At 61.7% G+C, this 22,832-nt stretch carries 29 protein-coding genes and 1 tRNA gene; 21 read left to right on the plus strand and 9 right to left on the minus strand.

Translation table 11 applies throughout. From position 1 onward, the window contains the following. Nucleotides 1-12 precede the first annotated feature (12 nt). From V3W40_RS01085 to V3W40_RS01135, 11 genes are all read left to right on the plus strand, one after another. Nucleotides 13-828: an ABC transporter permease gene (locus V3W40_RS01085; RefSeq protein WP_065928224.1), complete on the plus strand. Its 816-nt coding sequence runs from the start codon at nt 13-15 to the stop codon at nt 826-828. After that, on the plus strand, nt 825-1,589 hold the full coding sequence (locus tag V3W40_RS01090) for an ABC transporter ATP-binding protein (RefSeq protein ID WP_330214274.1): 765 nt from the start codon (nt 825-827) through the stop codon (nt 1,587-1,589). Before V3W40_RS01085 ends, V3W40_RS01090 begins: the two co-directional genes overlap by 4 nt. Further along, nucleotides 1,586-2,311, plus strand: coding sequence for an urea amidolyase associated protein UAAP1 (locus V3W40_RS01095; protein WP_330214275.1), 726 nt, complete (start codon nt 1,586-1,588; stop codon nt 2,309-2,311). The genes V3W40_RS01090 and V3W40_RS01095 overlap by 4 nt, the downstream gene beginning before the upstream one ends. A gap of 9 nt (nt 2,312-2,320) precedes the next feature. Further along, nucleotides 2,321-2,950: an urea amidolyase associated protein UAAP2 gene (locus V3W40_RS01100; protein ID WP_074844417.1), complete on the plus strand. Its 630-nt coding sequence runs from the start codon at nt 2,321-2,323 to the stop codon at nt 2,948-2,950. Between the two features lie 163 nt (nt 2,951-3,113). Then, on the plus strand, nt 3,114-6,719 hold the full coding sequence (gene uca, locus V3W40_RS01105) for an urea carboxylase (protein ID WP_330214276.1): 3,606 nt from the start codon (nt 3,114-3,116) through the stop codon (nt 6,717-6,719). A 47-nt stretch (nt 6,720-6,766) separates the two neighbouring features. Beyond that, nucleotides 6,767-6,973: a cysteine-rich CWC family protein gene (locus tag V3W40_RS01110; protein ID WP_065947354.1), complete on the plus strand. Its 207-nt coding sequence runs from the start codon at nt 6,767-6,769 to the stop codon at nt 6,971-6,973. After that, a complete protein-coding gene (locus tag V3W40_RS01115) occupies nt 6,963-7,655 on the plus strand; it encodes a 16S rRNA pseudouridine(516) synthase (RefSeq protein WP_330214277.1) in 693 nt (230 codons plus the stop codon). The genes V3W40_RS01110 and V3W40_RS01115 overlap by 11 nt, the downstream gene beginning before the upstream one ends. 304 nt (nt 7,656-7,959) lie before the next feature. Continuing rightward, entirely contained in the window at nt 7,960-8,844 is an 885-nt protein-coding gene (locus V3W40_RS01120) for an alpha/beta fold hydrolase (RefSeq protein ID WP_027604342.1), read from the plus strand. Between the two features lie 110 nt (nt 8,845-8,954). Continuing rightward, nucleotides 8,955-9,028, plus strand: a tRNA-Gly gene (locus V3W40_RS01125). 197 nt (nt 9,029-9,225) lie between these two features. Further along, nucleotides 9,226-9,750 (plus strand): DUF3833 domain-containing protein, encoded by a 525-nt coding sequence (locus V3W40_RS01130; protein WP_065928232.1) that lies wholly within the window; start codon nt 9,226-9,228, stop codon nt 9,748-9,750. A gap of 20 nt (nt 9,751-9,770) precedes the next feature. Next, entirely contained in the window at nt 9,771-10,076 is a 306-nt protein-coding gene (locus V3W40_RS01135; RefSeq protein ID WP_330214278.1) for a DUF6482 family protein, read from the plus strand. Between the two features lie 68 nt (nt 10,077-10,144). On the opposite strand, the gene V3W40_RS01140 is transcribed toward V3W40_RS01135, so the two are convergent. Then, nucleotides 10,145-10,384 carry a DUF6124 family protein gene (locus V3W40_RS01140; protein ID WP_323146742.1) on the minus strand — a complete coding sequence of 80 codons (240 nt, stop codon included), beginning with the start codon at nt 10,382-10,384 and terminating at the stop codon, nt 10,145-10,147. Nucleotides 10,385-10,809: 425 nt separating this feature from the next. Here V3W40_RS01140 and V3W40_RS01145 point away from each other — a divergent pair, with 425 nt between their 5' ends. Continuing rightward, on the plus strand, nt 10,810-11,052 hold the full coding sequence (locus tag V3W40_RS01145) for a helix-turn-helix domain-containing transcriptional regulator (protein ID WP_330214279.1): 243 nt from the start codon (nt 10,810-10,812) through the stop codon (nt 11,050-11,052). A gap of 5 nt (nt 11,053-11,057) precedes the next feature. Here V3W40_RS01145 and V3W40_RS01150 read toward each other — a convergent pair whose 3' ends face one another. Together V3W40_RS01150 and V3W40_RS01155 are read right to left on the minus strand one after the other, a co-directional pair. After that, on the minus strand, nt 11,058-12,248 hold the full coding sequence (locus V3W40_RS01150; RefSeq protein WP_330214280.1) for an MFS transporter: 1,191 nt from the start codon (nt 12,246-12,248) through the stop codon (nt 11,058-11,060). Continuing rightward, nucleotides 12,245-13,408, minus strand: a complete 1,164-nt coding sequence (locus V3W40_RS01155) for an MFS transporter (RefSeq protein WP_065928234.1) — start codon at nt 13,406-13,408, stop codon at nt 12,245-12,247. Before V3W40_RS01155 ends, V3W40_RS01150 begins: the two co-directional genes overlap by 4 nt. Nucleotides 13,409-13,503: 95 nt before the next feature. On the opposite strand from V3W40_RS01155, the gene V3W40_RS01160 reads away from it, so the two are divergent. From V3W40_RS01160 to V3W40_RS01180, 5 genes are all read left to right on the plus strand, one after another. Continuing rightward, nucleotides 13,504-14,400 (plus strand): LysR family transcriptional regulator, encoded by an 897-nt coding sequence (locus V3W40_RS01160; RefSeq protein WP_330214281.1) that lies wholly within the window; start codon nt 13,504-13,506, stop codon nt 14,398-14,400. 157 nt (nt 14,401-14,557) lie between these two features. Beyond that, nucleotides 14,558-14,740 carry a type II toxin-antitoxin system HicA family toxin gene (locus V3W40_RS01165; RefSeq protein ID WP_003189411.1) on the plus strand — a complete coding sequence of 61 codons (183 nt, stop codon included), beginning with the start codon at nt 14,558-14,560 and terminating at the stop codon, nt 14,738-14,740. 22 nt (nt 14,741-14,762) lie between these two features. Continuing rightward, on the plus strand, nt 14,763-15,173 hold the full coding sequence (locus V3W40_RS01170) for a type II toxin-antitoxin system HicB family antitoxin (protein WP_027604351.1): 411 nt from the start codon (nt 14,763-14,765) through the stop codon (nt 15,171-15,173). A gap of 88 nt (nt 15,174-15,261) precedes the next feature. Continuing rightward, complete coding sequence (locus tag V3W40_RS01175) at nt 15,262-15,603, plus strand: hypothetical protein (RefSeq protein ID WP_330214282.1); 342 nt, start codon at nt 15,262-15,264, stop codon at nt 15,601-15,603. Between the two features lie 93 nt (nt 15,604-15,696). Beyond that, a complete protein-coding gene (locus tag V3W40_RS01180) occupies nt 15,697-16,197 on the plus strand; it encodes a methylated-DNA--[protein]-cysteine S-methyltransferase (protein ID WP_065928237.1) in 501 nt (166 codons plus the stop codon). On the opposite strand, the gene V3W40_RS01185 is transcribed toward V3W40_RS01180, so the two are convergent. Further along, a complete protein-coding gene (locus V3W40_RS01185) occupies nt 16,198-16,980 on the minus strand; it encodes a GNAT family N-acetyltransferase (RefSeq protein ID WP_074844389.1) in 783 nt (260 codons plus the stop codon). Nucleotides 16,981-17,155: 175 nt separating this feature from the next. Between V3W40_RS01185 and V3W40_RS01190 the strand changes: the two genes are divergently transcribed. After that, complete coding sequence (locus V3W40_RS01190; RefSeq protein WP_027604355.1) at nt 17,156-17,581, plus strand: low affinity iron permease family protein; 426 nt, start codon at nt 17,156-17,158, stop codon at nt 17,579-17,581. A gap of 54 nt (nt 17,582-17,635) precedes the next feature. On the opposite strand, the gene V3W40_RS01195 is transcribed toward V3W40_RS01190, so the two are convergent. From V3W40_RS01195 to fos, 3 genes are all read right to left on the minus strand, one after another. Next, the gene (locus V3W40_RS01195) at nt 17,636-18,163 is read right to left on the minus strand and encodes a DUF4142 domain-containing protein (protein WP_027604356.1); all 528 of its coding nucleotides are present in this window, start codon (nt 18,161-18,163) and stop codon (nt 17,636-17,638) included. Between the two features lie 118 nt (nt 18,164-18,281). Then, nucleotides 18,282-18,923: a LysE family translocator gene (locus tag V3W40_RS01200; protein ID WP_027604357.1), complete on the minus strand. Its 642-nt coding sequence runs from the start codon at nt 18,921-18,923 to the stop codon at nt 18,282-18,284. A gap of 54 nt (nt 18,924-18,977) precedes the next feature. After that, entirely contained in the window at nt 18,978-19,388 is a 411-nt protein-coding gene (gene fos / locus V3W40_RS01205) for a fosfomycin resistance glutathione transferase (protein ID WP_330214283.1), read from the minus strand. A gap of 101 nt (nt 19,389-19,489) precedes the next feature. Between fos and V3W40_RS01210 the strand changes: the two genes are divergently transcribed. Next, nucleotides 19,490-19,729, plus strand: coding sequence for a CopG family ribbon-helix-helix protein (locus V3W40_RS01210; protein ID WP_065928241.1), 240 nt, complete (start codon nt 19,490-19,492; stop codon nt 19,727-19,729). Then, nucleotides 19,719-20,003 carry a type II toxin-antitoxin system RelE/ParE family toxin gene (locus tag V3W40_RS01215; RefSeq protein WP_074844384.1) on the plus strand — a complete coding sequence of 95 codons (285 nt, stop codon included), beginning with the start codon at nt 19,719-19,721 and terminating at the stop codon, nt 20,001-20,003. The genes V3W40_RS01210 and V3W40_RS01215 overlap by 11 nt, the downstream gene beginning before the upstream one ends. Before the next feature lie 7 nt (nt 20,004-20,010). Here V3W40_RS01215 and V3W40_RS01220 read toward each other — a convergent pair whose 3' ends face one another. Beyond that, on the minus strand, nt 20,011-20,919 hold the full coding sequence (locus V3W40_RS01220) for a LysR family transcriptional regulator (protein WP_330214284.1): 909 nt from the start codon (nt 20,917-20,919) through the stop codon (nt 20,011-20,013). Nucleotides 20,920-20,996: 77 nt separating this feature from the next. Between V3W40_RS01220 and V3W40_RS01225 the strand changes: the two genes are divergently transcribed. Further along, a complete protein-coding gene (locus tag V3W40_RS01225; RefSeq protein WP_065947350.1) occupies nt 20,997-21,485 on the plus strand; it encodes a DMT family transporter in 489 nt (162 codons plus the stop codon). Here the strand turns inward: V3W40_RS01225 and V3W40_RS01230 are convergent, their stop codons facing one another. Continuing rightward, on the minus strand, nt 21,486-22,817 hold the full coding sequence (locus tag V3W40_RS01230; protein WP_330214285.1) for an MFS transporter: 1,332 nt from the start codon (nt 22,815-22,817) through the stop codon (nt 21,486-21,488). It lies immediately after the preceding gene. Between the last annotated feature and the right edge of the window lie 15 nt (nt 22,818-22,832).

Genomic DNA, 22,832 nt, shown 5'->3' on the forward strand with positions numbered 1-22,832 from the left:
GAGGACCCGGCCATGCGCCTGATCAACCGTCACCCGGACCGTTCCAGCCGCCTGTTGCTGGTGCTGCTGCCGTTCGCCCTGCTGCTGTTCGCCTACTTCGTGGGCTCGGCCGAGCGCCTGGCGGACAACCCCAACGACAAGCTGCTGCCCGGTGCCGGGCAAATGCTTGACGCGGTAAAGCGCCTGGCCTTCAACGCCGACACCCGCACCGGCGAATACGTGCTGTGGCAGGACAGCGCTGCCAGCCTGCGGCGCCTCGCCATCGGTCTGGGGATCAGCGCCCTCGCCGGCCTGTGCCTGGGGATCGCCGCCGGCACGCTGCCGCTGTTTGGCGCGCCGTTGTCACCGTTGTTGACGGTGCTGTCGATGGTGCCGCCGCTGGCGATCCTGCCGATTCTGTTCATCGTGTTCGGGCTGGGGGAATTGTCCAAGGTGATGCTGATCGTCATCGGCGTCACCCCCTGCCTGGCCCGAGACCTGGAACAGCGCGCGCGGGAAATTCCGCTCGAGCTGCTGGTGAAGGCGCAGACCCTCGGCGCCTCCACCTGGACCCTGATGCTGCGTGTGGTATTGCCGCAATTGCTGCCGCGCCTGTTGATCTCGCTGCGGCTGATGCTCGGCTCGGCGTGGTTGTTTTTGATCGCCGCCGAAGCCATCGCCTCCACCGACGGTTTGGGCTACCGGATCTTCCTGGTACGACGCTACCTGGCGATGGACGTGATCCTGCCTTACGTGGTGTGGATCACGCTGCTGGCGTGGCTGATGGACTGGGGCCTCAAGGCCCTGACCCGGCGTGCGTTCCCCTGGTACGAAGGAGCGCGGGCATGAGCTTTATCAGCGTCAATAATGTGTGGCAGCGCTATGGCGATCAGGTGGTGCTCGAAGGCCTCAACCTGCACGTCGCCGAGGGTGAGTTTTGCACGCTGGTGGGTACGTCCGGGTGTGGCAAGTCGACCTTCCTGCGCCTGCTGCTGGGCCAGGAAACCGCGAGCAAGGGCCAGATCCTGCTGGACGGCCAGGCCCTCGCCGCCGAGCCGGATGCCAGCCGTGGCGTGGTGTTCCAGCGCTATTCGGTGTTCCCACATCTGACTGTGCTCGACAACGTCGCCCTCGGCCTGGAACTGCCACATTCTCGCCTGCTGGGCCGGCTGTTCGGTAAAGCCAGGAAGGACGCCCGCGAACAGGCTGCCGCGCTGCTGCACAAGGTCGGCCTCGGCCACGCCCTGGACAAGTACCCCGCGCAGCTCTCCGGCGGCATGCAACAACGCCTGGCCATCGCCCAGGCCCTGATCATGAAACCCCGCGTGTTGCTGCTGGACGAACCCTTCGGCGCCCTCGACCCGGGCATTCGCAAGGACATGCACCAGCTGCTGCTGGCGCTGTGGCGCGAAACCCGGCTGACGGTGTTCATGGTCACCCATGACCTGAGCGAAGGCTTCAGCCTCGGCACGCGCCTGCTGGTGTTCGACAAGGTCCGCGTCGATCCCCACGCCCCCGGCGCCTATGGCGCACGCATCACCTACGACATCCCTTTGAACAGCGAACGCCGCAAGGCGCTCGCCGCCGAACTTGGAGCCACGTCCAAATGACCGATTCCACCCAACTGTTCCCACCCTTTGCCGAAGAAATGCTGCCCGGCGGCGGCCACCGTTCGTTCGTGCTCAAGCGCGGCCAACTGCTGCGCCTGACCGACCTGCGCGGCGGCGCCAACGTCAGCCTGACCCTGCTCAACGCCAACGAAAAAACCGAGCGCCTGAACCTGCCCGACAGCCTCAAATGCCAACACACCGCCAAGCTCACCACCGGCCATTGCCTGTACTCGGACATGGGCCGCGTGCTGGCCGCGATCACCGCCGACACCTGCGGCTGGAGCGACAGCATCGGCGGCGTGCTGTGCGCCGCCGAAGTCGCCGAGAAATACGGCCAGGGCCGCTACCAGGAACTGCGCAATGGCTTCTTCCGCAACGGCACCGACAACCTGTTGGTGGAGTTGGGCAAGTGGGGCCTGGGCCTGTCCGACCTGCTGATGACCCTCAACCTGTTCAGCAAAGTCACGGTGGACAGCGACGGAGGCCTGCACTTTGTACCGAGCCATTCCAAGGCCGGCGATTACATCGAGCTCTACGCGCCGATGGACACCCTGGTGGTGCTCACCGCGCTGCAACACCCCATGGACCCGAACCCGCACTACGCGCCGCAACCGCTGAAACTGAGCTGGATGAATGCCGACAAAAGCGTCGCCGAACACTGCCGCACCTCGCGCCCGGAAAACGAGCGCGGCTTTATCAACACCGACCGCCTGTTCGCCTGAGGAGCTGCCATGTCTATCGCACTGAAACAACCGGACGCGGCCGTGTACCGCGCAACCATCCCCGCCGGCGAACCGTGGCTAATGGAGGTCAAGGCCGGGCAGACCCTGCGCATCCTCGACCTGGAGGGCAACCAGGCCGTCGACACGTTGTTCTACAGCGTGAAAAACCCGCGTGAACGCTACGACGTGCAGCGCACGTTGCGCCGGCAGAACAGCGTGTACCTGGGCACCGGCAGCGTGCTGTATTCCAACCTCGGCCAGCCGATGCTGACCATCGTCGATGACACCTGCGGGCGCCACGATACCCTCGGCGGCGCCTGCGCCCAAGAGAGCAACACCGTGCGCTACGCCCTGGAAAAACGCTACATGCACAGCTGCCGCGACAACTACCTGCGCGCCTGTGCCCACGACGGCCGCCTGGGCAAAGGCGACATCGGGCCGAACATCAATTTCTTCATGAATGTGCCGGTGACGGCCGACGGCGGGCTGACCTTCGAAGACGGCATTTCCGCCCCCGGCAAGTACGTCGACCTGCGCGCCGAGATGGATGTGATCGTGCTGATCTCCAACTGCCCGCAGTTGAACAACCCATGCAACGCCTACAACCCCACCCCTGCGGAGCTGCTGGTATGGAACTGAAACTCAAGCGCCTGCGCCGTTGGCTGTTTGCCCTGTGCCAATCCCGAGCCGGGCAGTGCATCCGCAAACAATAGCGCGCCAATGTGGGATCCACACTGACTGCACGCACTGCGGACGACCGCAGTGCTCCCCCACTTTGCGGGACGGCCCGCAGGGTTTTGCCATGTTCGAAAAACTGTTGATCGCCAACCGTGGCGCCATCGCCTGCCGCATCCTGCGCACCTTGCGCGAGCTGCAGGTCAAGGGCATCGCCGTGTACGCCGAGGCCGATGCGGCGAGCCTGCATATCCAGCAAGCCGACGAGGCCTACAGCCTCGGTGAAGGCGCAGCGGCCAGTACGTACCTGGCGGTGGACAAAATCCTCGCCACCGCCAAGGCCTGTGGGGCCAAGGCGATCCATCCCGGCTACGGCTTCCTGTCGGAGAACGCCGCGTTTGCCGAAGCCTGTGAAAACGCCGGCATCGCCTTTGTCGGGCCGACGCCGCAACAGCTGCGGGTATTTGGCCTCAAGCACACCGCCCGCGCCCTGGCCAAGCAACACAAGATCCCGCTGCTGGAAGGCACCGAACTGCTCGACAGCCTCGCCTCTGCGTTGCTGGCCGCCGACGCCGTGGGCTACCCGGTGATGCTCAAAAGCACCGCCGGCGGTGGCGGTATCGGCATGCGCGTATGCCGCAGCAGCGTGGAGTTGAGCGAGTCCTTCGAGGCCGTCAAACGCCTGGGGCAGAACAATTTCAGCGATGCCGGCGTGTTTATCGAGAAGTACATCGAGCACGCGCGCCACCTGGAAGTGCAGGTGTTCGGCGACGGCGCCGGTGAAGTGATCGCCCTCGGCGTGCGCGACTGCTCGGTGCAACGGCGCAACCAGAAAGTCCTCGAAGAAACCCCGGCGCCGAACCTGCCCGAAGGCATGGCCGACGCCCTGTGCGCCGCCGCCATCACCCTGGCCAAGGCCGTGAACTACCGCAGCGCCGGCACCGTGGAATTTATCTATGACAGTGCTGACGGGCGCTTCTACTTCCTCGAAGTGAACACGCGCTTGCAGGTGGAACACGGCGTCACCGAACAGGTATGGGGCGTGGACCTGGTGCGCTGGATGGTGCAACTGGCGGCCGGGGAAATGCCGCCGCTGAACACACTCGAGTTAACCCCCCGGGGCCACGCGATCCAGGCGCGCCTGTATGCCGAAGACCCGGGCCGCGATTTCCAGCCCAGCCCCGGCTTGCTGACCCGTGTGGATTTCCCGCTGGCCGAGGGCCTGCGCATCGACACTTGGGTGGAAGCCGGCTGCGAGATCCCGCCGTACTTCGACCCGATGATCGCCAAGCTCATCACGTGGGCGCCCACCCGCGAACAGGCGCGCCTGGATCTGCACCGGGCGTTGAGTGACAGTCGGTTGTACGGCGTGGAAACCAACCGCGATTACCTGCGCCAAATCCTGCTGGCTCCGCCCTTTGCCAATGGCCGGCCGTGGACGCGGTGCCTGGAAGACCTGGTCTACGTGGCCGCCACGTTTGAAGTGATCAGCGCAGGCACCCAAACCAGCGTGCAGGACTATCCCGGCCGCCTCGGCTACTGGGCCGTGGGCGTGCCGCCGTCGGGGCCGATGGACAGCCGCGCGCTGCGCCTGGGCAATCGCCTGCTGGGCAACGACGAGGGAGCAGCGGCGCTGGAAATCACCCTGAGCGGGCCGCTGCTGCGCTTCAATTGCGCGGCGGTGGTCGCCGTGACCGGTGCTGAAATCCCGCTGCGGTTGAATGATCGAGCCGTGCCGATGAACACCGCGCTATTGATTGAGGCCGGGTCGGTCCTGAGCCTGGGCACCCTCGCCGGCGCCGGGGCGCGCAGTTACCTGTGCCTGCGTGGCGGGCTGCAAGTGCCGGACTACCTGGGCAGCAAAAGCACCTTCACCCTCGGCCAGTTTGGCGGGCATGGCGGGCGCGCCTTGCGGGCGGGCGATGTATTGCATCTGTTGCCGTTGGAAGACCGGAACGCCGGGCAACAATCAGTCGCTGAACCGCTGCCGGAGGTCCGCACACTGCGGGTGATTTACGGCCCCCACGGCGCACCGGAATACTTCCTGCCGGCGTACATCGACACGTTCTTCGCCACGCAGTGGGAAGTGCATTTCAACTCCAGCCGCACCGGTGTTCGGCTGATCGGGCCCAAGCCATTGTGGGCGCGTACCGATGGCGGTGAAGCGGGGCTGCATCCATCGAACATCCATGACAACCCCTATGCCATCGGCGCGGTGGATTTCACCGGTGACATGCCGGTGATCCTGGGACCGGACGGGCCGAGCCTGGGCGGTTTCGTGTGCCCGGTGACGGTGATCGAGGCGGACCTTTGGCAACTCGGCCAGCTCAAGGCCGGTGACAAGGTTCGCTTTGAACCGGTGGACCTCAAGACCGCCCGCGACCTTGCCCTGAACTGGGATCAAAAGAATGCCGAAATCCTGTGGGAGCAGAGCTTGCTCGCGATGGGACCAACTCGGTCAGCCGCCCGCATCGAGCAATTGGCATCCCCCATCATCCTGGACATCGGCCACGCCGACACCCGCCTGGTCGCCCGCCTCGCCGGCGACACCCACCTGCTGCTGGAAATCGGCGCGCCCGAGCTGGACCTGGTGCTGCGCTTTCGCGCCCATGCCCTGATGCAGGCCCTGGAAACCCGAGCATTGAAGGGCGTGATCGACCTGACGCCCGGGATCCGCTCGCTGCAGATCCACTACCAGCCCGAACAACTGCCCCTGGCCGACCTGCTGGCACTGATCAGCCACGAGTGGACCGCCGTGTGCACCCGGCAAAACCTGCAAGTGCCCTCGCGCATCGTGCACCTGCCGCTGTCCTGGGACGACCCGGCGTGCCAGCTGGCCATCGAAAAATACATGACCACCGTGCGCAAGGACGCCCCGTGGTGCCCGAGCAACCTGGAGTTCATCCGTCGCATCAACGACCTGGCCAACCTCGATGAGGTGCGCCACACCGTGTTCGACGCCAGCTACCTGGTGATGGGCCTGGGCGACGTCTACCTCGGCGCGCCGGTGGCCACGCCGCTGGACCCGCGTCATCGCCTGGTGACCACCAAATACAACCCGGCCCGCACCTGGACCGCCGAAAATTCGGTGGGCATCGGCGGCGCGTATTTGTGCGTGTACGGCATGGAAGGGCCCGGCGGTTATCAGTTTGTCGGGCGCACCTTGCAGATGTGGAACCGCTATCGCGAAGTGGCGGCGTTTGACGGCAAGCCGTGGCTGCTGCGCTTCTTCGATCAGATTCGGTTCTATCCCGTGAGCGCGGATGAGCTGGTACGGATTCGTCGGGATTTCCCCCTGGGACGCTTCGAGCTGGATATCGAGGAGAGCACCCTGAACCTGGCGGATTACCAGGCATTTCTTGCGCGGGAAGCCTCGGGGATCAGTGCTTTTCGTGAACAACAGCAACAGGCCTTCAATGCCGAGCGCGAACGCTGGATCGCCAGCGGCCAGGCGCATTTCGACAGCGAAGAGCTCGCGGCGCCAGCGGCGCAAGACACGCTGCTCAAGGCCAATGAATACAGCATCGACAGCCCTATCGCCGGCAACCTCTGGCAGGTGCCGGTGGCCGTGGGTGCACGTGTTGCCGCCGGGGATGTGCTGGTGATTCTGGAGTCGATGAAAATGGAGATCCCGGTGCTGGCGCCCTTTGCCGGGGTGGTGCGGGAAATCCCGGTGCAGCCGGGCAGCGGCATTGGCGCCGGCCAACGGGTCGTGGTGCTGGAACGGGACTGACCGGCGCTGTATCGTGCAGGGACTTCCGAGACCCTGCCCCAGCGACCATGACCACGCCAACCCTTTGCCCCGCCTGCGGTGCCCGCAACGATTGCACCCTGGCCGACCCACGCACCGCCGACCAGCCGTGCTGGTGCTACAGCGTCACCATCAACCCGGCGGTGCTTGAAGCGCTGCCCGATGCATTGCGCAACACAGCCTGCCTGTGCCCGCGCTGTGCTCAGGTGGATGAGCAGCTTCGCAATGCGCGTTGACCGTTTCCTCAGCAACCTGCCGCGTTTCAATCGCCAGCAAGTGCGCGTGTTGCTGGTGGAGCGGCGGGTGACGGTGGATGGCGTGGCTGTCAGCGACCCACATCATGAAGTGCGCGAATTCAGCCGCGTGTGCGTGGACGATGACGTGCTGCAGGTGGGTAAAGCGGCGCGCTACTTCATGCTGCACAAACCCCAGGGCTGCGTCAGCGCGACCTCGGACCCGCAACACCCGACCGTCCTGGACCTGCTGGATGAGCCGGACAAAGGCGAGCTGCATATCGCCGGCCGCCTGGATTTCAACACCACCGGCCTGATGCTGATCACCAACGACGGCCAGTGGTCGCGGCGCCTCACGCAACCGCAGACCAAGTTGCCCAAGGTCTATCGGGTAGAGACGGAGCAGGACATCGGCCCCGAATACGCGGCAACCTTTGCAGCGGGCCTTTATTTCGCCTTTGAAGACCTGACCACGCAACCGGCCGAGCTGGAGCTGCTGGGGCCACGCCTGGCACGACTGAGCATCACCGAAGGCCGCTATCACCAGGTGAAGCGCATGTTCGGGCACTTCAACAACAAAGTGATCGGCCTGCACCGTGAGCGAATGGGCCCATTGGGCTTGGATGCGGCCCTGGCGCCCGGCAAGTACCGGGCGCTGTCCGAGGAAGAAATCCGGAAGGTCTGACGACCGTTCGGCCGGTGATGGCAAAAACCCATTTGTGTGACTTGCGGCATCCCCGGTCTACTGCTTGAATCAAACCGTCAGCCAAATTATGACTGACGAGTCGCCTATAACCTCCAAGAAACACCTTGCCCCGCCCGCGCTTGATCCACGGGCCTCCCCGGCAAACAGCCCGCCCTAACAACAGCCGTCGGCCAGCCGTCATCGGACCGACATGGGCTCTCATCTTCCAGGCGTATGCCTACCTGTCACAAAGCTCGTGCAGAGTGATCTGCGCGCCCTACCCGCTTGCCAGGAGTCTTACGACATGAGGCCAGAAATCGCTGTGTTGGATATACAGGGTCAGTATCGGGTTTACACGGAGTTCTACCGCGCGGATGCTGCTGAAAAGACCATCATCCTGGTCAACGGCTCGCTGGCCACCACGGCCTCCTTCGCCCAAACCGTGAAAAGCCTGTACCCGCAATTCAATGTGGTTTTGTACGACCAGCCCTACGCCGGTCGCTCCAAAATCCATAACCGTCATGAGCAAATGCTGACGAAGGAAGTCGAAGGCCAGATCCTCCTGGAGCTGATCGACCACTTCGCCGCCGAGCACGTGCTGTCCTTCTCCTGGGGCGGCGCCGCCACCCTGGTGGCCCTCGCCCAGCGGCCACGGCGTGTGGAAAAGGCGGTGATCAGCTCGTTCTCGCCGGTGATCAACGCCCCAATGCGCGACTACCTCGAGCGTGGCGTCGACTACCTCGGCAACCTCGACCGCGACCGCGTCGGGCACTTGATCAACAGCACCATCGGCAAACACCTGCCGTCGCTGTTCAAGCGTTTCAACTACAAGCATGTGAGCAGCCTGGCCGAGCACGAATACGGGCAGATGCATTTTCACATCAGCCAGGTACTGCACAACGACCGCCTGTGCTACCTCAAGGCCGCGCGGCAGATCGATGTGCCGGTGCTGTTTCTGAACGGCGAATGGGACGAATACACCAGCGCCGAAGACGCCAGGCAGTTCGGGCAGTACGTGACGAAGAGCAGCTTCAGCACCATCCAGGCGACGGGGCATTTCCTGGATATGGAGCACAAGGCCGCCTGCCGGGACAGCCGGGACGCGGTGGTGGGCTTTTTGAAACCGGAACGGCAGGCCAGCCGATTGCGTTATCACCAGGGCCAGACGCAGCATGCATTCGCCATCTGAAATGAAGGCTTGCCGTGGCGAACGGACCTGCTCGCCACGGCAAGCTGCACAAATTCCGAAGAAAAACTTCAAATCCCGGCGCACATCTGGTACAAAGTCAGCCGCTCTGAGCGGGTGTCGTATAATGGCATTACTCCAGCTTCCCAAGCTGATAACGAGGGTTCGATTCCCTTCACCCGCTCCACTCAGACATAGATTCCACGCCGGCAGGGTTTTGGCGGGGATGCATAAAAAAACCGGTCCTTGGTGGCCGGTTTTTTTATGGGTGGGATTTGAGATTCAAAAATAGAGTGCGCACAAACCTGTACAAATTTTATTTATTGTACAAGTATCATGCTTCGAGCGGCGGCACTTCGCCCCGCACCTTCGAAGAGCCAAGCCATGACACGTCTACTGTTTTCACTGTTGCTGGTCGTGAGCTTGGCCAGTTGCAGCAACGTTGAGGTCGACCACTACGCCGACCAGCAACCGAAACTGGACCTGGAGCGCTTCTTCAGTAAACCCGTGAAAGCCTGGGGCATCTTCCAGAAGCGTTCGGGGGAAGTGGCCAAGCGCTTTGAGGTCGATATCGCCAGCCGGCGCGAGGGCGACGCGTTGATTCTGGATGAGCGTTTCTTGTACAGCGATGGCACGCGTCAGCAACGGGTGTGGACACTGACGCCGGACGGCCCAGGGCGCTGGCGCGGACGAGCCGGGGATGTGGTGGGCGAGGCGATCGGCGAAGTGGCGGGTAATGCGCTGCGTTGGCGCTACCGGCTCAATCTGCCGGTGGATGGCTCGGTGTACGAAGTCAGCTTTGACGATTGGATGTACCTGATGGACGAGGACACCTTGATCAACCGCTCGAGCATGTCCAAGTTCGGTGTCGAGTGGGGTCAGGTCACGCTGTTCTTTCGTCGCCAATGAGTCCCTAGCGAGGGTCAATCATGAATATGCAAATGCTGGCCGATCTGGCCGGGAAAGGCGAAATACGTGAGCTGGAGTTGCTGTCCCTGGAGGGCGGTTTCTATATCGCTCGCGTCAGGCTGGAGCACGTCGAGGCGACGTTACTGGACGATCACGGCAGGCCGATGCGCATCGGGTCCACCACGCATTTACGCGACCTGTTGCAGCGGGTTCCGCCGTTTCCTTGCGTACTGGTGCAACACTGCATTCACGATGAAATGTGCGGTACGCGTGAAGGGCCTATCGGTGCGTTGCGCATTCCGTTTTCGCTGGCGGCGACACTGTAAATCCTGGCTCCCCTCCCCCGTGGTATGGGCGGCCTGGGAAGGCAAGCCGTTTACACCGTACGGGTGACCTATGCGGCTCGGTCCACGCGGTCCTGAACAGCCTCGACCAGCAGCAGGCCCAGTTCAATCATTTGCTGAATGGCCAGGGCCAGGTAGCGCTGTTGAGAGGGCAGGCTTTCGACGAACTCGTGGGTCATGGCACCGGCACCGGCGATGGTTTCGTAGGCGTTGGCGAGCAGCGCTCGAGTGTCGATTTCGGGACGGACGCTGAACAGTTTTACGGATGGATTGCATGAGTCAGTACACATCTGTTGATCCTCGGTAAGGACCACCACCCACAGGGTAAGGGTGGCAGCTGTACGCAGGTTAGTAGACCGGGAAGTTCTTAGAACCGGCGCGCTCTAAAGCGCCCTGCATACAGCTACCGTCAAGCACAGGCACTAAAGTGCCTAACTCAACGAACAGCTACACGCCAAGAACTATATCGGGCTACTAAACCCGACCGCTGATGGGCAGCGGCTGACGAACCTTAAAGAGGTCGCCCAAGGCGCACAACTCGGACGAGTCTGATCGTTGTGTAGGCAATGCCGCAAGGTTCAGACTCATGCTCGAAGCGTGAAGAAATCGAAGCCTTTGGCAACAAATAGCCGTTGAAGAACGTTTGAATTCAACCTGCCACTCACATCATTGTCCATGGCCCCACCCCACCAGAAATGCATACGCAGGTTTGATCATGACTCAGCCATTGACCGCTTTCGATATTGTTGACCTGCTCGACAGCCAGGAAGCCATCCACGAATACCTTTCTCAGGTTATTGCAGAGGGTGATAAATCAGAGTTCCTAAGGGCTGTCGATTTTGCGGCCAAAGCCCGTGAGAAAATTCGGGCAGAACTGATGATGGTTGAGTCCAGTCGAGAACCTCAGCCGTTCGACTCCGTGGCATTTAAGCAAAAAATTCCAAGTACCCGAGAGTGAGCCTTTTAAGCCTCAACCCCACTCCTCTGCACCACCCACGCCAACGGCAACGTCACACCCAACATCCCCGCCAACACCATCACCGCCACCGGCACGCCCAGCACATCCCCCACTGCACCAAACACCACCGGCGCCAACGCGCCACCGCCAATCGTGCCGGTGTAGAACAGCGCAAACGCCTGCTCGCGCTTGCCCGCGCCGGCAAGGTCGGGCACGGCGCCGTACAGCACCGAGGAGGTGCCATTCAGTACCAGCCCCAACAGCGGCAGCATCACCATCAACCCGCTGAGCGGCAGGTACACCGCCGCGACGATCAGCACTGCAGTGCTGGTTTCCGTGATCCACACGGTCTTCATCATGCCGATGCGTGCGCCGAGGTAGCCGCAGAACAATTTGCCGAAGGCACCACCGATGAACAGCAAGGTCAGGGCGAGGCCGATGCCAGCAGTACCGGCGCCTTTGGCTTGCAGCAGGAACGGCAGGAAAGTAAGAAATCCCATGCGCACGGCGCTGTCGAGGGTGCCGGTGAGGATCAGCGCGCGCAGGCCCGTGGCGGAGCCGCTACCCCTGAGGAACTCGGCTTTTTTTGTGGCGGTGGATTCGGATGCTTGAGCAGGAATCAGCCACCACAACAGCCCCGCCGCCGCCAGGCCAAGCAGGCCCAGCAACGTGGCACTGGCCCGCCAACTGATGACGGTGAGCAGCAGCCCGACCAGACCAGGAATCAGGGTTTTGCCGATATCGCCGGAGAAGTTGTACTGGGACAGCGCCTGCTTGATCCCACCGCCGTCCTCGTAAGCGTCGGTGATCATCGACGAGGCCAATGGGTGCTGGGTGCTGGCGCCCAGGCCGCCGAGCAGCAGCGCCACCAGCAACACGCTCAGCCCTGTCGCCTGGCCCACCAGCAGGTAGGCAACACCCGCCAGCGCCGTGCCGCCCACCAGCATCGGTGTGCGGCCCCAGCGTCTGGCGGCGCGGCTGGCCAGTAATTGGAACACGGCCATCATCCCGGAATAGGCACCCCGCAGAAGGCCGATCTGGGCGTAGGACAAGCCGAACTGAGCCTGCCAGACAGGCAGCAAAACGTAGATCACATCAGTGAGCCCATCATGCACGGCATGGGCGCTGCAACCGGCGAACAAGGCGCGACGGCGCGTCGATGATTCGGGCGAAGGCACAGCGACGGTGTCGTTCATGGTGCAGGAATCAGCTCAGGTTTAAGGGGCTTCCAGCCGGTCAAGGCGATCAACAAGGTCAGCAGCTGGAAACCGATGATCAGCACCACGCACCCGACCCAGCCCCAGCGCTCCCAGATCAGCGCCGGGACAATGGCGCCGCCACTGCCGCCCAGGTAATAACAGGTGAGATACACCCCGACAGCACCCGTCTTGTTATCGCCCGCGGTAGCGGTGATAAACCCATTGGCGGCCGCCTGGGCGAGGAACACACCGGTGGAACTGAACGCCAGGCCGACTACGATGCACCAGAGGGAGGGCATCAGGGTCAACGCCGAACCACTGACGCCCAGCACGGCGGCGACACCCAGCAGTTGGGCATGGGGCCGGGCTTTGCTGAGGCGTCCAGCGATGGGGATCACGATCAACGCCAACAGGAACACCATATAGAGCGTCCCCAACGCTGCAGGCCCAAGGTTGAACGGCGGCAGGCCCAAGTACAAACCTGCGTAGGTAAACGCCGCGACTTGCGAAAACAACACGCAGAAACCTACGGCGTATGCCGCCAACAGCGGCCTGCGAAATACACCTGACGAGGAGGCTTTAACCTGCACGGTCCGCGGGCGGTTGGCCGGCAACAGAAACTGGATGAATCCGCCGACCATCAAGCTCAACACCGCGAGCACTTCAAAGGCCTCACGCCAGCCCACATACTCGGTCATGACTCCGGTGACGAAGCGCCCGGCGAACCCGCCCAACACGGTGCCCGCGACGTAGAGACTCGTCACCTCCGTGACCGTGCCGCCGCTCCAGCGGTCGCCGATGTAGGCCACACTGGTGGCGAACAGCACCGGGATCAGCATGCCCTCGACAAAGCGCCACACCAGCACTTCGGCAAAGCTGTCGGCATAAGCGGTCATCAATGCCGGCACCGCCAGCAGCACAGCGGCCACCGAGATCACCGTGCGTTGTGCAAAACGTCCGGTCAGGCGACTGACGAAAGGTGCCGTGATCGCCACCGCCAGGGTGGTGACGGTGATGCTCCAGCCCGCCTCCTTGGCACTGATATGAAAGTGCGCGGCGAACGTCTGGAGGATGCTTTGGGTCGCATAGAGGTTGAGAAACGCCGCGCAGCCACACAGGAACAGGGCAAGGCGGGCACAATGCAGGCGCAGTTTCATGAAACCTCTCGTTTTATTTTGAAAGGTCTTTATAGAATGGCCGGCAGGTCTTGAACCAATACCGAATTCCGACCGATTGATACCCAAGGATCAGGATGCTCGACCTACGCAAGCTGCGTTACTTTCTGACCGTCGCCGAAGAATTGCACTTCGGTCGCGCGGCCCTGCGCCTGCACCTCGCCCAGCCGCCTTTGACCCGGCATATTTCAGCGCTGGAGGCAGAGTTGGGTTTCAAGCTGTTCGATCGCACCAGCCGCACCGTGACCCTCACCGCACAGGGACGCTCGTTCTTGCCCTATGCACGTGGCGTGTTGGAACAGGTGGAGTTGGCTCAGGTGATTGCCGGGAAGTTGGCAGCAGGGACAGCGGGTCAACTGGCCTTGGGCTACGTCAGCTCGATTGCCCTGTCGGACCTGTTCAGCCAATCGATCCAGGCCTTCGCCCAACGCTTTCCCGATGTGCAACTGACCCTGGTGGAATGCGCCTCCGGCAGTCTCGGTGCGCAAGTGGCCGATGGACGGCTGGATATTGGGTTGAGCCGGCTGTTGCCACAAAACGACGCAGTGCAAGCGCTGTCGTTGGGCGAGGAACGCTTGGTGGCAGCGGTGTCGAGTGACAGCCCGTTGGCCAGCCAGGCCGAGATCAGCCTGGCGCAGCTCAGTGCCTATCCTTTGATTCTGTTTCCAGCCGATTACGGCTCGGGGCTGAACCAGTCCATCGAGCAGCTTTACCGCCACCATGGTGTGCCCCTGCATGCCGGACCGACCGGACGGCAGATCACTTCGATCATTGCACTGGTGGCCGCCGGGCAAGGGGTGGCGCTGGTGCCGGCCTGCACCCGGAGTTTGATGAACAAGGGCGTGACTTATCGGCCTTTGGTGGAGGCGGATGCGTGTGCGCAGTTGTTGGTGTTGACGCCGACCGAAAGACAAAGTGTGTTGATTGACGCGTTTCTTGCCGTTATCGAAGAGGCATTACACATCCGGCAATGACCCGAAAAACCTCGCAATATCTCCCCGCTGCGCCGATCCCACTCGCTCTTACACTGCATCTGCCGAAATGCCGGTCATCGAAGACTGGTAGGTAGAGTGTTGATAATTTATTTTCAGTGGTTATAGTCACCACCAACACACACCACAAGGAGGTGCTGTGGATAGCCGATACTTGATAGGTCACATCGTCGCAGACGGCTGGTACCTGGTGCGCATCAGAGGCAGTCATCACCACTTCAAGCACCCGACGAAGCCTGGCTTGGTGACGATCCCCCATCCAAAGAAAGACCTGTTGGACAAGACCGCCAAGAGCATTTTGAAACAAGCTCTGTTGAGTTAATCGTCCCTGGAGAACAACGAACATGCTGTACCCCATCGCAATTTCAACCGGTGACCACGATCACGCCTGGGGCGTGGAAGTCCCGGATATTCCCGGTTGTTACTCTGCCGGTGACGACCTGGACGACGCCATGGCCATGGCGCGTGAAGCCATCGAAGGGCACTTCGAAATCCTCGCGGAAGACGGCGCGCCGATCCCGAGCGCCCAGAAGGTCACAGTGCATGCCGCCAACCCTCAGTACGCCGGCTGCACTTGGGCGGTTGTAGACATCGATGTCACCAAGTACCTGGGCAAGGCGCAAAAACTCAACATCACATTGCCGGGCTACCTGCTCAACCGCATCGATGAATATGTACTGCACCACCCGGAGGAAAAAAGCCGCTCCGGCTTCCTCGCGTCGGCGGCGCTCAAGGTGCTGCAACAGGATCGGTAGCTGCAACGGGAGCAAAGTCTGAATGCGGCACCGGATCCATAGCGTGATGATGTCGCTTCATTGAGCTTGCGGCCCCAGGGTTATTGCCATGATTGAACCCAAACAACCCACATCCACACCTGTACTGCGCCAAGTGCTCGGCTGGGTGCTGGTGTTGCCACTGCTGGTCGCGCTGGTGCGGCTTCCGTATCCCTTGGGGCTGGGGCTGGCGCTCGGATCCATCGCCGCATCCGTCTACGGCGTAGTGTTTGCCAGGCGCCATGCCAGCCGAGGCGTCACCGTATTCGCGGCAATCGTCACGCTGTTCAATCTGATTTCCCTGGTCGCCATCGGGGAGGCCTCAGTCATCATGGGGCTCTACAGGATTTCCTGGTTCTACTGGTACCCGTACTATTCCAACTGGGTTTACTGGAATGTCCAGGGCCAGTGAGAATTCCACCGCAAGAAACGTAGTGTTCAGTCCGGCGGATGGCAATACCGTAGGCCTGTAGCGTTTAACAACTGCCCCTCGAGGAGCCTGCTCATGCCTTACGAATACAAGCTCATGCCTTCCCCTGTCGGTGAGCTCACCCTGGTGGCGCGCGATGGCAAGCTCAGTGCCATCCTGTGGGAAGTCGAGCGCGCCAACCGTGTGCGCCTGGGTCAATTGCACGAAGCCAACGACAGCCCGGTGCTGTTGGAAACCGAGCGCCAGTTGAAGGAGTACTTTGCGGGGACTCGCCACACATTCGACCTGGAACTGGATTTCACCGGTACCGCCTTTCAGAAGCAGGTCTGGCAGGCGCTGCTGACTATTCCTTTTGGCGAAACCCGCAGCTACAGCCAGATCGCCCGGCAGATCGGCAACCCGAAAGCCGTACGTGCCGTGGGCGCTGCCAATGGGCGCAATCCTATCTCGATCATTGCGCCGTGCCATCGAGTGATTGGTGCCTCGGGCACCTTGACCGGGTTTGCCGGAGGACTCGACGCCAAGCAGTATCTGTTGACGCTTGAGGACCGCAGCCAGGTGAAAATGAGCTTCTGATCAGGCGATTGCAACCGGCCCCCGAGTAAAAGCCTGGTAATCGAATAAGCCTTCGAAACCCAGCTTGCGATACAGCGAGATCCCCTCCATCGTCGCTTCAAGAAAACAGCGCCGGGCCCCCAGGCTTGCAGCGTGAAGCAGGGCGGCTTGAAGCAATCGTGTGCCATAACCTCTTGCGCGAAAATCCACGAGCGTGCCGAAATCGCTAAGCCGTGCCTCTCCATTCCACATGGATAAAGTCAACGAACACCTCACCTGCCCCTCGGTGGAAAGGATGAAGTGGTGAAGCGATTGGCCCGCTTCAAGAGCCCGCTGGTGCCGGGCTTGATAACGTGCAACACCCTCGGGCGCCATCGAAAACGCATTGCCAAGGGGAACTGCCCAGTGGGCCAGGTTCCGAGTCAAGCTGATCTGCACCGAGCGGTCATCCGTAGATGAAACAAAGCCCGACAGATCGAGGACCATCGCAGTGGTCTTTTCGGCAGGCTGAAAACCCAGCCCGATGAGGGCCTCGGCTACCGCACCGACCTTTTCCTCATGAATCACGACGCGCGTATCCAGAAAGATACGACGAAGCAAGTCCAGGGGCGCTGCCATAGCCCCCCCCATCGGGGCACTGCCGACTCGGATAAACAGCAGGTTCCACGGGTCGAAATATTCGCCGGTAAAGTAAGCGTTGATACAAGCGTTGTAGTGGCGATGCTGCGAGCACGTCGCGGCGAAATAATGATCTTCGGTCTGGTGATAAAGCGTAGGCAGGTCGCAGGCGGTATCAGCGTGCATGGGAATTTCCGCATAAAAACCCAGTCTTGCGCCTATCGCTGCAGAGCGCCGTAGGCTCACTCCTAAGAACCCTGCAGAAAACGCACAATGTTGTTCACACCCTAAGTTGTAAAAAGAAATTTCAGAGCGTGCCTGTGGTCAGTATTTTCATCACTCACCTTTAAGGAAAACGGTCATGAAATTCTCTGCAGTCTCACAATCCCTGTCCCGTTGGGCAGGCAGTGCCCGGACGTTCTATGCGGCGGTCGCGTTGATTTTCCTGTGGAGCTTGAGCGGTCCGTACTTCCACTACAACGACACCTGGCAGTTGATCATCAACACTTCGACCACCATCATCACCTTCCTGATGGTGTTCCTGATCCAGAACACGCAAAACCGCGATAACGACATCCTGCACATCAAGATCGATGAACTGCTGCGGGTCTCCAAGGATGCGCAGAACGCCGTGCTGAGCCTGGATGGCCTGGACCGCAAGGAGCTGGAAAAACTGCGCCAGGAATACCGCAGCATCGGCAACACCGGCACCGTAAGCCTGAACAGCAGTTGCGGCCACGCGGCCGATGACGCGGCCCCGAACAAAACCGACCTGAACCAGGCGTAAAAAAACGGCGGTTGGACATGATCCAACCGCCGTTTTTCATATCAAGCGAAGGGCTCAACCGTCGCCTTGATGGCCCTTACCGTAGGTCGAGGCCAGGGCTCGGGCCTTTTGCAGACGTTCTTCCAGCTTGGGCAGCGTCTCATCCACCAGTGCCTTGATTTCCGGCACGTCCGAGGCCGCCCCTTCGCGCTTGAACAGGGCAATGGCGTCTTCGTTTTCCTTCACTTGCTGCGCGGTGTAGGCCGCGTCGAAGGAGTCGCCGTCCTTGAGTTCGGGCATCAGGGTTTCGGCCTTGTCGACGATCTTCTCCCGTGGGGCCACTGGCAGGTCGAGCTTCTTGGCGATCGCCGCCAAATGCTGGTTGGCCAGGGTGCGCTCGTTGATCACCTCGATGGTGTAGTCCTTGATTTCCTGGGACGAGGTCTTGGCGTGGGCCATGCGACTGGTTTCGATATCGGCCATGCCTTTGGCCGAAGCCTGCTCGATGAATTCAGCAGGCGACTGGGCGAAAGCATTGCTGGCGCCGAGGCCCAGCAGCATCGCGAAACTGGCGGTGCGTAACCGGATAGCCATGCGGCTCATGATGGGTTCCTCCAGGGCAAAAATAGGTGCGGGGAAAGACACCTCGCCCTGAATTCGAATTTTCCGGGCGGCAAAGGTTTAGAAAAAACTTACCCGTGCGACGAACGGTCGTGGCCCGTCAGGCGGGTTTGCTGCCGAACAGGCCTGGCAGCGCATGGGCCAGGGCATTGATGGCGAAGCCGATAAACATCACGCCGCAGAGCCTGGTGATGAGGATTTCATGGCGCTGATACACGGTGCGCACCCGCTGGGCACCGACCACGCCGATCAGGATCGCGTAGGCCAACAGGCCACCGACGAAGCTCAGGAAGATCAACGCCGGCAGCATCGACCAGGTCAGCAATTCGGCGCGGCTGGACAGCAATGCAGTAAATGTCGCCACGGCCACCGGATACGCCTTGGGGTTGGTCAAGCCGAACAGGATGCCGTGCCAGAACGGATGCCGCGCCGCGCCCTGGGGGGCTTCACTGCTGCGACGCTGGGTACGAATCGCGCGCCAGCCGAGCCAGAACAGGTACAGCCCACTGAGCACGCCGAGCACATCGAACGCGCTGCTGCCGACTTCCCGCGCGCCCACAATCGCGATCAGCGCCGTACTGCACCACAGCACATCGCCGAGCAAGTGCCCGCACAGAAACCCCGCCCCGGCACGACGCCCCCGGGCGGCGCCGATGCCAAACACCGCCAATACGCCGGGGCCAGGCGTAATACCGTAGATAAAACCCGAAGCGAGGACGGCGAGCAGCAAGGAGGGGGTCATGGGCGCGACTCTGACAAAACGTAGGAAGGTGGACGGATTCTGCACGTTCCTGCGCTATGGGTAAAACCTCATTCCCGCATAGGGATTGTCGCGGCAAGCCAACAGACGCGAAGCCAGGTCGCCGACATGGGCTTCGAGCTTATGGCCGTCGAGATCGAGGAAATAGAACGAGGCACCTTCGCTGCGATTGTCGCGCCACTCTTGCACCTTGGCGGCGCGCAGACGCGAGACCAGCGCAGCGAACTCACTCGTTGCGACTGTAAACGCATAGTGGGTGTAATCGGCCCCTGGCTTCGACTCGCGCAGCGGATCCAGCGACAGGCATAGCCATAGGCCCGGCAATGACAAATAGGCGCCGGAGTCCCAAGTAGCCTCGAGCTTGAGTTGCAACAACTCATGGTAAAACCCGACGCTGCGCTGCAAATCGGTGACCGACAGGGTCAAGTGATTGAGGCCTGAGAGCATGAGCATTTTCCTTATCGGCCCCCCCCTGACGAACGGGGGTAAATCGTGAAGAGATGACAATGTAGTATGTTGCACTACATATCACTACATCGAGGCACCCCATGTCTGTTATGTCCCTACGCATACCCGAAGACATCGCCGCCACGCTTGCCAGTCTCGCCAAGGCGACCGGGCGCAGCAAATCCTTTCTCGCAGTCGATGCATTACGCGAATATTTGACGCGCGAAGCGTGGCAAATCGAAGAAATTCAAAAAGCATTGAAAGAAGCAGACGCAGGCGAGTTCGCAACGGCTGCGGAAGTAAAAGCCGTCGCCGATAAATGGCGCACCAATGCAGGTTGAGTGGCTGAGGACAGCCCTCAAGAACCTTGATGATGAAGCCGCGTACATTGCGCAGGAAAATCCCAAAGCCGCCCATGAGTTCGTCCAGGCCATCATGGTTGGGCTAGGACATGTCGCTGAATTTCCTGCAGTGGGAAAGGAAGGTCGAGTGCCAGGAACGCGGGAGTGGGTAGTGCCTCGATGGCCTTACATCGTTCCCTACCGGATTCGAGATGGACGATTACAAGTGATGCGAATTTTTCATACACGTCGCCAGCCACCGACATCCTGGTAGCAACCATTCAGCCCTGTAACCCTCCCTGCACTCGCCCAATCAACCACTGCAACCCCGAATCCCCGCCTCGTCGCGCATGCCACGCCAGTTCAAAGGTAAACGACGGAATATGAAACGGCGGCGCCACGGCGACCAGATGCGGGTGATCAATATTCAGCAAGCCTCGCGACGATACGGTGAGAATCAAGTCCGTGCCCTCAATCAATTGCGGCGCCACGCCCCAGTGCGGCAGGCTGATCGCCACGTGCCGTCGTTCACGAATCGCCGTCAGCGACCGTTCGATTTCCGGCGCGCCGCTGCCGCGCATTTCCAGCAGTACGTGGGGGCGCGACAGGTAGGTGGGCAGGTCGAGCGCACCGTTGTGCGGCAGGCTGTTGCGGTCCAGCAGGCAGGTGTAATGCTCTTCGAACAACGGCGCGGTGCGCAGCTCGGCGGGCATGTCGGGGAAGACACCGGCAGCCAGGTCGATTTCACCATTGAGCACGCCCTCCACCATGCCTTCGCGGCTGGCCTGGATGATTTGCAGGTCGATACCGGGCGCTTCACGCCGCAGGACGCGGACCAGACCCGGCAGGAAAATCGCCGCACTGTAGTCCGACATCGCCACGCGAAACCGGCGCTTGGCCGATGCCGGGTCAAAGCGATTCGGCGCCAGCAGCGCCTGCACCTGGGCCAGGGCTTCAGCCAATGGCGCCGCCAACTCCAGGGCGCGGGCCGTGGGCACTAACATGCCGCCCTGGCGTACCAGCAACGGGTCACCCAATAAATCGCGCAAGCGCGCCAGCGCGTGGCTCACTGCCGGCTGGCTGAGGTGCAAACGCTCGGCGGCGCGGGTGACGTGTTGCTCACTGAGCAAGGCGTCAAGGACCACCAACAGGTTAAGGTCGATGCGGCGCAGATCATTCATCAGCTGCATGCTCTGTATAAAAAATTGGAATTTAAATTTGCGTGACGAATAGCCTAGAGTCCAGCAAAACCTCTGGGAGATTCGCCATGACGACGTTGCATTGGGCAGGTTTTTTGTTATTGGCGGTGATCGCCGGGGCGGTAGTGCCGTTTCAAAGTGCGATCAATGCCAACCTCGGACGCGGCCTTGGGCATCCGTTGTGGGCCACCCTGGCGTCGCTGCTGGTGAGCATCCTCGTGCTGCTGCCGGTGATCGTGGCGCTGCGCCTGCCGCTGCCCGGCCTCGCATTTATCACCAAGGCGCCGCTGTGGATGTGGGCCGGGGGCGCGTTTGGCGTGTGCTTTATCGCGCTGGCGTTGACGCTGCTGCCCAAGCTGGGCGCGTCGGGATTTATCGCCCTGGCCATGGCCGGGCAAATTCTCGCGTCGCTGCTGCTGGATCACTTCGGCCTGTTTGGCTTGGCCGAGCGCTCACTGACAACGCCCCGAATCCTTGGCGCGTTGTTGTTGATGGGCGGCGTGGCGTTGATTCAGTTCAGCGCCACACCGGCCCGAGCGCTGACAAACGCCGGCTGATCAGGCCTTGTCGAGGGTGCGCAGCTTTTGCGGCAGGCCCCACAGCAGCAGGGCCGCCGCCAACAACGCGCACACGCCGATCACATAGAGTGCCGGGGTGGTGCTGCCGGTAAGGTCCTTGATCCGCCCCACCATCACCGGGCTGACAATGCCGCCGAACTGGCCGAGGGTGTTGATCACCGCAATCCCGCCCGCCGCGCCTGCGCCGGCACCGGCCAGCAACTTGGGCGGCAGGGTCCAGAAGGTCGGGATCGAAGCGATGATGCCGGCGCCCAACATGCCCAGGGCGATGATCAGGAAGGTGGTGTGGTCGGCAAAGATCCCGGCACTGAAGAAGCCCACCGCGCCCAGCACCACCAAGCCGCAGACAAACTTGCGGCGCTCGCCGGTCGCGTCCGACAGCCGCCCGATCACCACCATGCTGATCGCGCCGCACACATAGGGAATCGCGGTGAGCAGGCCGATCATCACCGGGCTTTGGGTGCCGGCGCTGCGGATCAGTTGCGGCGCCCAGAAGTTGAGGCCGTAAGACGCCACTTGGATCAGGAAGTAGATAAACCCGAGCATCAAAAAGCCGGGAATGCGGATCGCCGACAGCAACGAGCCGCCATGTGTGTTCGGCTCATGCTGGGCAATACGGCTCGACAGCAGGGTTTTCTCCGCCGGCGTCAGCCAGTGCGCATCTTCGATACGGTCCTTGAGCAGCGTCAGCACCAGGAAGCCCAAGCCGATGCAGGGCAAGCCGCCGAGCAGGAACAGCCAGTGCCAGCCGCGCATCTGCAGCACGCCGTCGAGGTGCTCCAGCACCAGGCCGGAGAACGGTGCGCCGACCAAACCTGCAAAGGCAGACGCCAGGAACAGCATCGAGGTAATGCGCCCGCGGAAGTGCTGCGGGAACCACAACGTCAGGTAATACAGCACACCGGGGGCGAAGCCCGCCTCCATCGCGCCGATGATGAAACGCAGGCCATAGAACTGCCATTCGGCCGTGACAAACACCATGGCCGCCGTGGCCAGGCCCCACGACATCATGATCCGCGCGATCCAGCGCCGCGCGCCGACCTTGTACAGCATCATGTTGCTAGGCACTTCAAAGATCACATACCCCACCACGAACAACCCGGCGCCCAGGCCGTAGGCGGTGTCGCTCAGGCTGAGGTCGGTTTGCAGCTGGAACTTGGCAAAGCTGATGTTGATGCGGTCAAAAAACGCGAACAGGTAGCACACCATGATCAGCGGCATCAGGCGCCAGGCGACCTTGCTGACCAGGGCTTTTTCGGCATCGATTTCTGCGGCCGGGCGCGCGCCGACCTCCAACGTATTAGTGCTCATGGTTTCTCTCCAGCG

The organism is Pseudomonas sp. AM8, from assembly GCF_036346475.1.
GTDB classification, from domain to species: Bacteria; Pseudomonadota; Gammaproteobacteria; order Pseudomonadales; family Pseudomonadaceae; genus Aquipseudomonas; species Aquipseudomonas marginalis.

Coding starts and splice junctions, on each gene's coding strand:
- V3W40_RS01085 (WP_065928224.1), top strand. CDS start 13: ATGCGCCTGATCAACCGTCACCCGGACCGTTCCAGCCGCCTGTTGCTG.
- V3W40_RS01090 (WP_330214274.1), top strand. CDS start 825: ATGAGCTTTATCAGCGTCAATAATGTGTGGCAGCGCTATGGCGATCAG.
- V3W40_RS01095 (WP_330214275.1), top strand. CDS start 1,586: ATGACCGATTCCACCCAACTGTTCCCACCCTTTGCCGAAGAAATGCTG.
- V3W40_RS01100 (WP_074844417.1), top strand. CDS start 2,321: ATGTCTATCGCACTGAAACAACCGGACGCGGCCGTGTACCGCGCAACC.
- uca (WP_330214276.1), top strand. CDS start 3,114: ATGTTCGAAAAACTGTTGATCGCCAACCGTGGCGCCATCGCCTGCCGC.
- V3W40_RS01110 (WP_065947354.1), top strand. CDS start 6,767: ATGACCACGCCAACCCTTTGCCCCGCCTGCGGTGCCCGCAACGATTGC.
- V3W40_RS01115 (WP_330214277.1), top strand. CDS start 6,963: ATGCGCGTTGACCGTTTCCTCAGCAACCTGCCGCGTTTCAATCGCCAG.
- V3W40_RS01120 (WP_027604342.1), top strand. CDS start 7,960: ATGAGGCCAGAAATCGCTGTGTTGGATATACAGGGTCAGTATCGGGTT.
- V3W40_RS01130 (WP_065928232.1), top strand. CDS start 9,226: ATGACACGTCTACTGTTTTCACTGTTGCTGGTCGTGAGCTTGGCCAGT.
- V3W40_RS01135 (WP_330214278.1), top strand. CDS start 9,771: ATGAATATGCAAATGCTGGCCGATCTGGCCGGGAAAGGCGAAATACGT.
- V3W40_RS01140 (WP_323146742.1), bottom strand. CDS start 10,384: ATGTGTACTGACTCATGCAATCCATCCGTAAAACTGTTCAGCGTCCGT.
- V3W40_RS01145 (WP_330214279.1), top strand. CDS start 10,810: ATGACTCAGCCATTGACCGCTTTCGATATTGTTGACCTGCTCGACAGC.
- V3W40_RS01150 (WP_330214280.1), bottom strand. CDS start 12,248: ATGAACGACACCGTCGCTGTGCCTTCGCCCGAATCATCGACGCGCCGT.
- V3W40_RS01155 (WP_065928234.1), bottom strand. CDS start 13,408: ATGAAACTGCGCCTGCATTGTGCCCGCCTTGCCCTGTTCCTGTGTGGC.
- V3W40_RS01160 (WP_330214281.1), top strand. CDS start 13,504: ATGCTCGACCTACGCAAGCTGCGTTACTTTCTGACCGTCGCCGAAGAA.
- V3W40_RS01170 (WP_027604351.1), top strand. CDS start 14,763: ATGCTGTACCCCATCGCAATTTCAACCGGTGACCACGATCACGCCTGG.
- V3W40_RS01175 (WP_330214282.1), top strand. CDS start 15,262: ATGATTGAACCCAAACAACCCACATCCACACCTGTACTGCGCCAAGTG.
- V3W40_RS01180 (WP_065928237.1), top strand. CDS start 15,697: ATGCCTTACGAATACAAGCTCATGCCTTCCCCTGTCGGTGAGCTCACC.
- V3W40_RS01185 (WP_074844389.1), bottom strand. CDS start 16,980: ATGCACGCTGATACCGCCTGCGACCTGCCTACGCTTTATCACCAGACC.
- V3W40_RS01190 (WP_027604355.1), top strand. CDS start 17,156: ATGAAATTCTCTGCAGTCTCACAATCCCTGTCCCGTTGGGCAGGCAGT.
- V3W40_RS01195 (WP_027604356.1), bottom strand. CDS start 18,163: ATGAGCCGCATGGCTATCCGGTTACGCACCGCCAGTTTCGCGATGCTG.
- V3W40_RS01200 (WP_027604357.1), bottom strand. CDS start 18,923: ATGACCCCCTCCTTGCTGCTCGCCGTCCTCGCTTCGGGTTTTATCTAC.
- fos (WP_330214283.1), bottom strand. CDS start 19,388: ATGCTCTCAGGCCTCAATCACTTGACCCTGTCGGTCACCGATTTGCAG.
- V3W40_RS01210 (WP_065928241.1), top strand. CDS start 19,490: ATGTCTGTTATGTCCCTACGCATACCCGAAGACATCGCCGCCACGCTT.
- V3W40_RS01215 (WP_074844384.1), top strand. CDS start 19,719: ATGCAGGTTGAGTGGCTGAGGACAGCCCTCAAGAACCTTGATGATGAA.
- V3W40_RS01220 (WP_330214284.1), bottom strand. CDS start 20,919: ATGCAGCTGATGAATGATCTGCGCCGCATCGACCTTAACCTGTTGGTG.
- V3W40_RS01225 (WP_065947350.1), top strand. CDS start 20,997: ATGACGACGTTGCATTGGGCAGGTTTTTTGTTATTGGCGGTGATCGCC.
- V3W40_RS01230 (WP_330214285.1), bottom strand. CDS start 22,817: ATGAGCACTAATACGTTGGAGGTCGGCGCGCGCCCGGCCGCAGAAATC.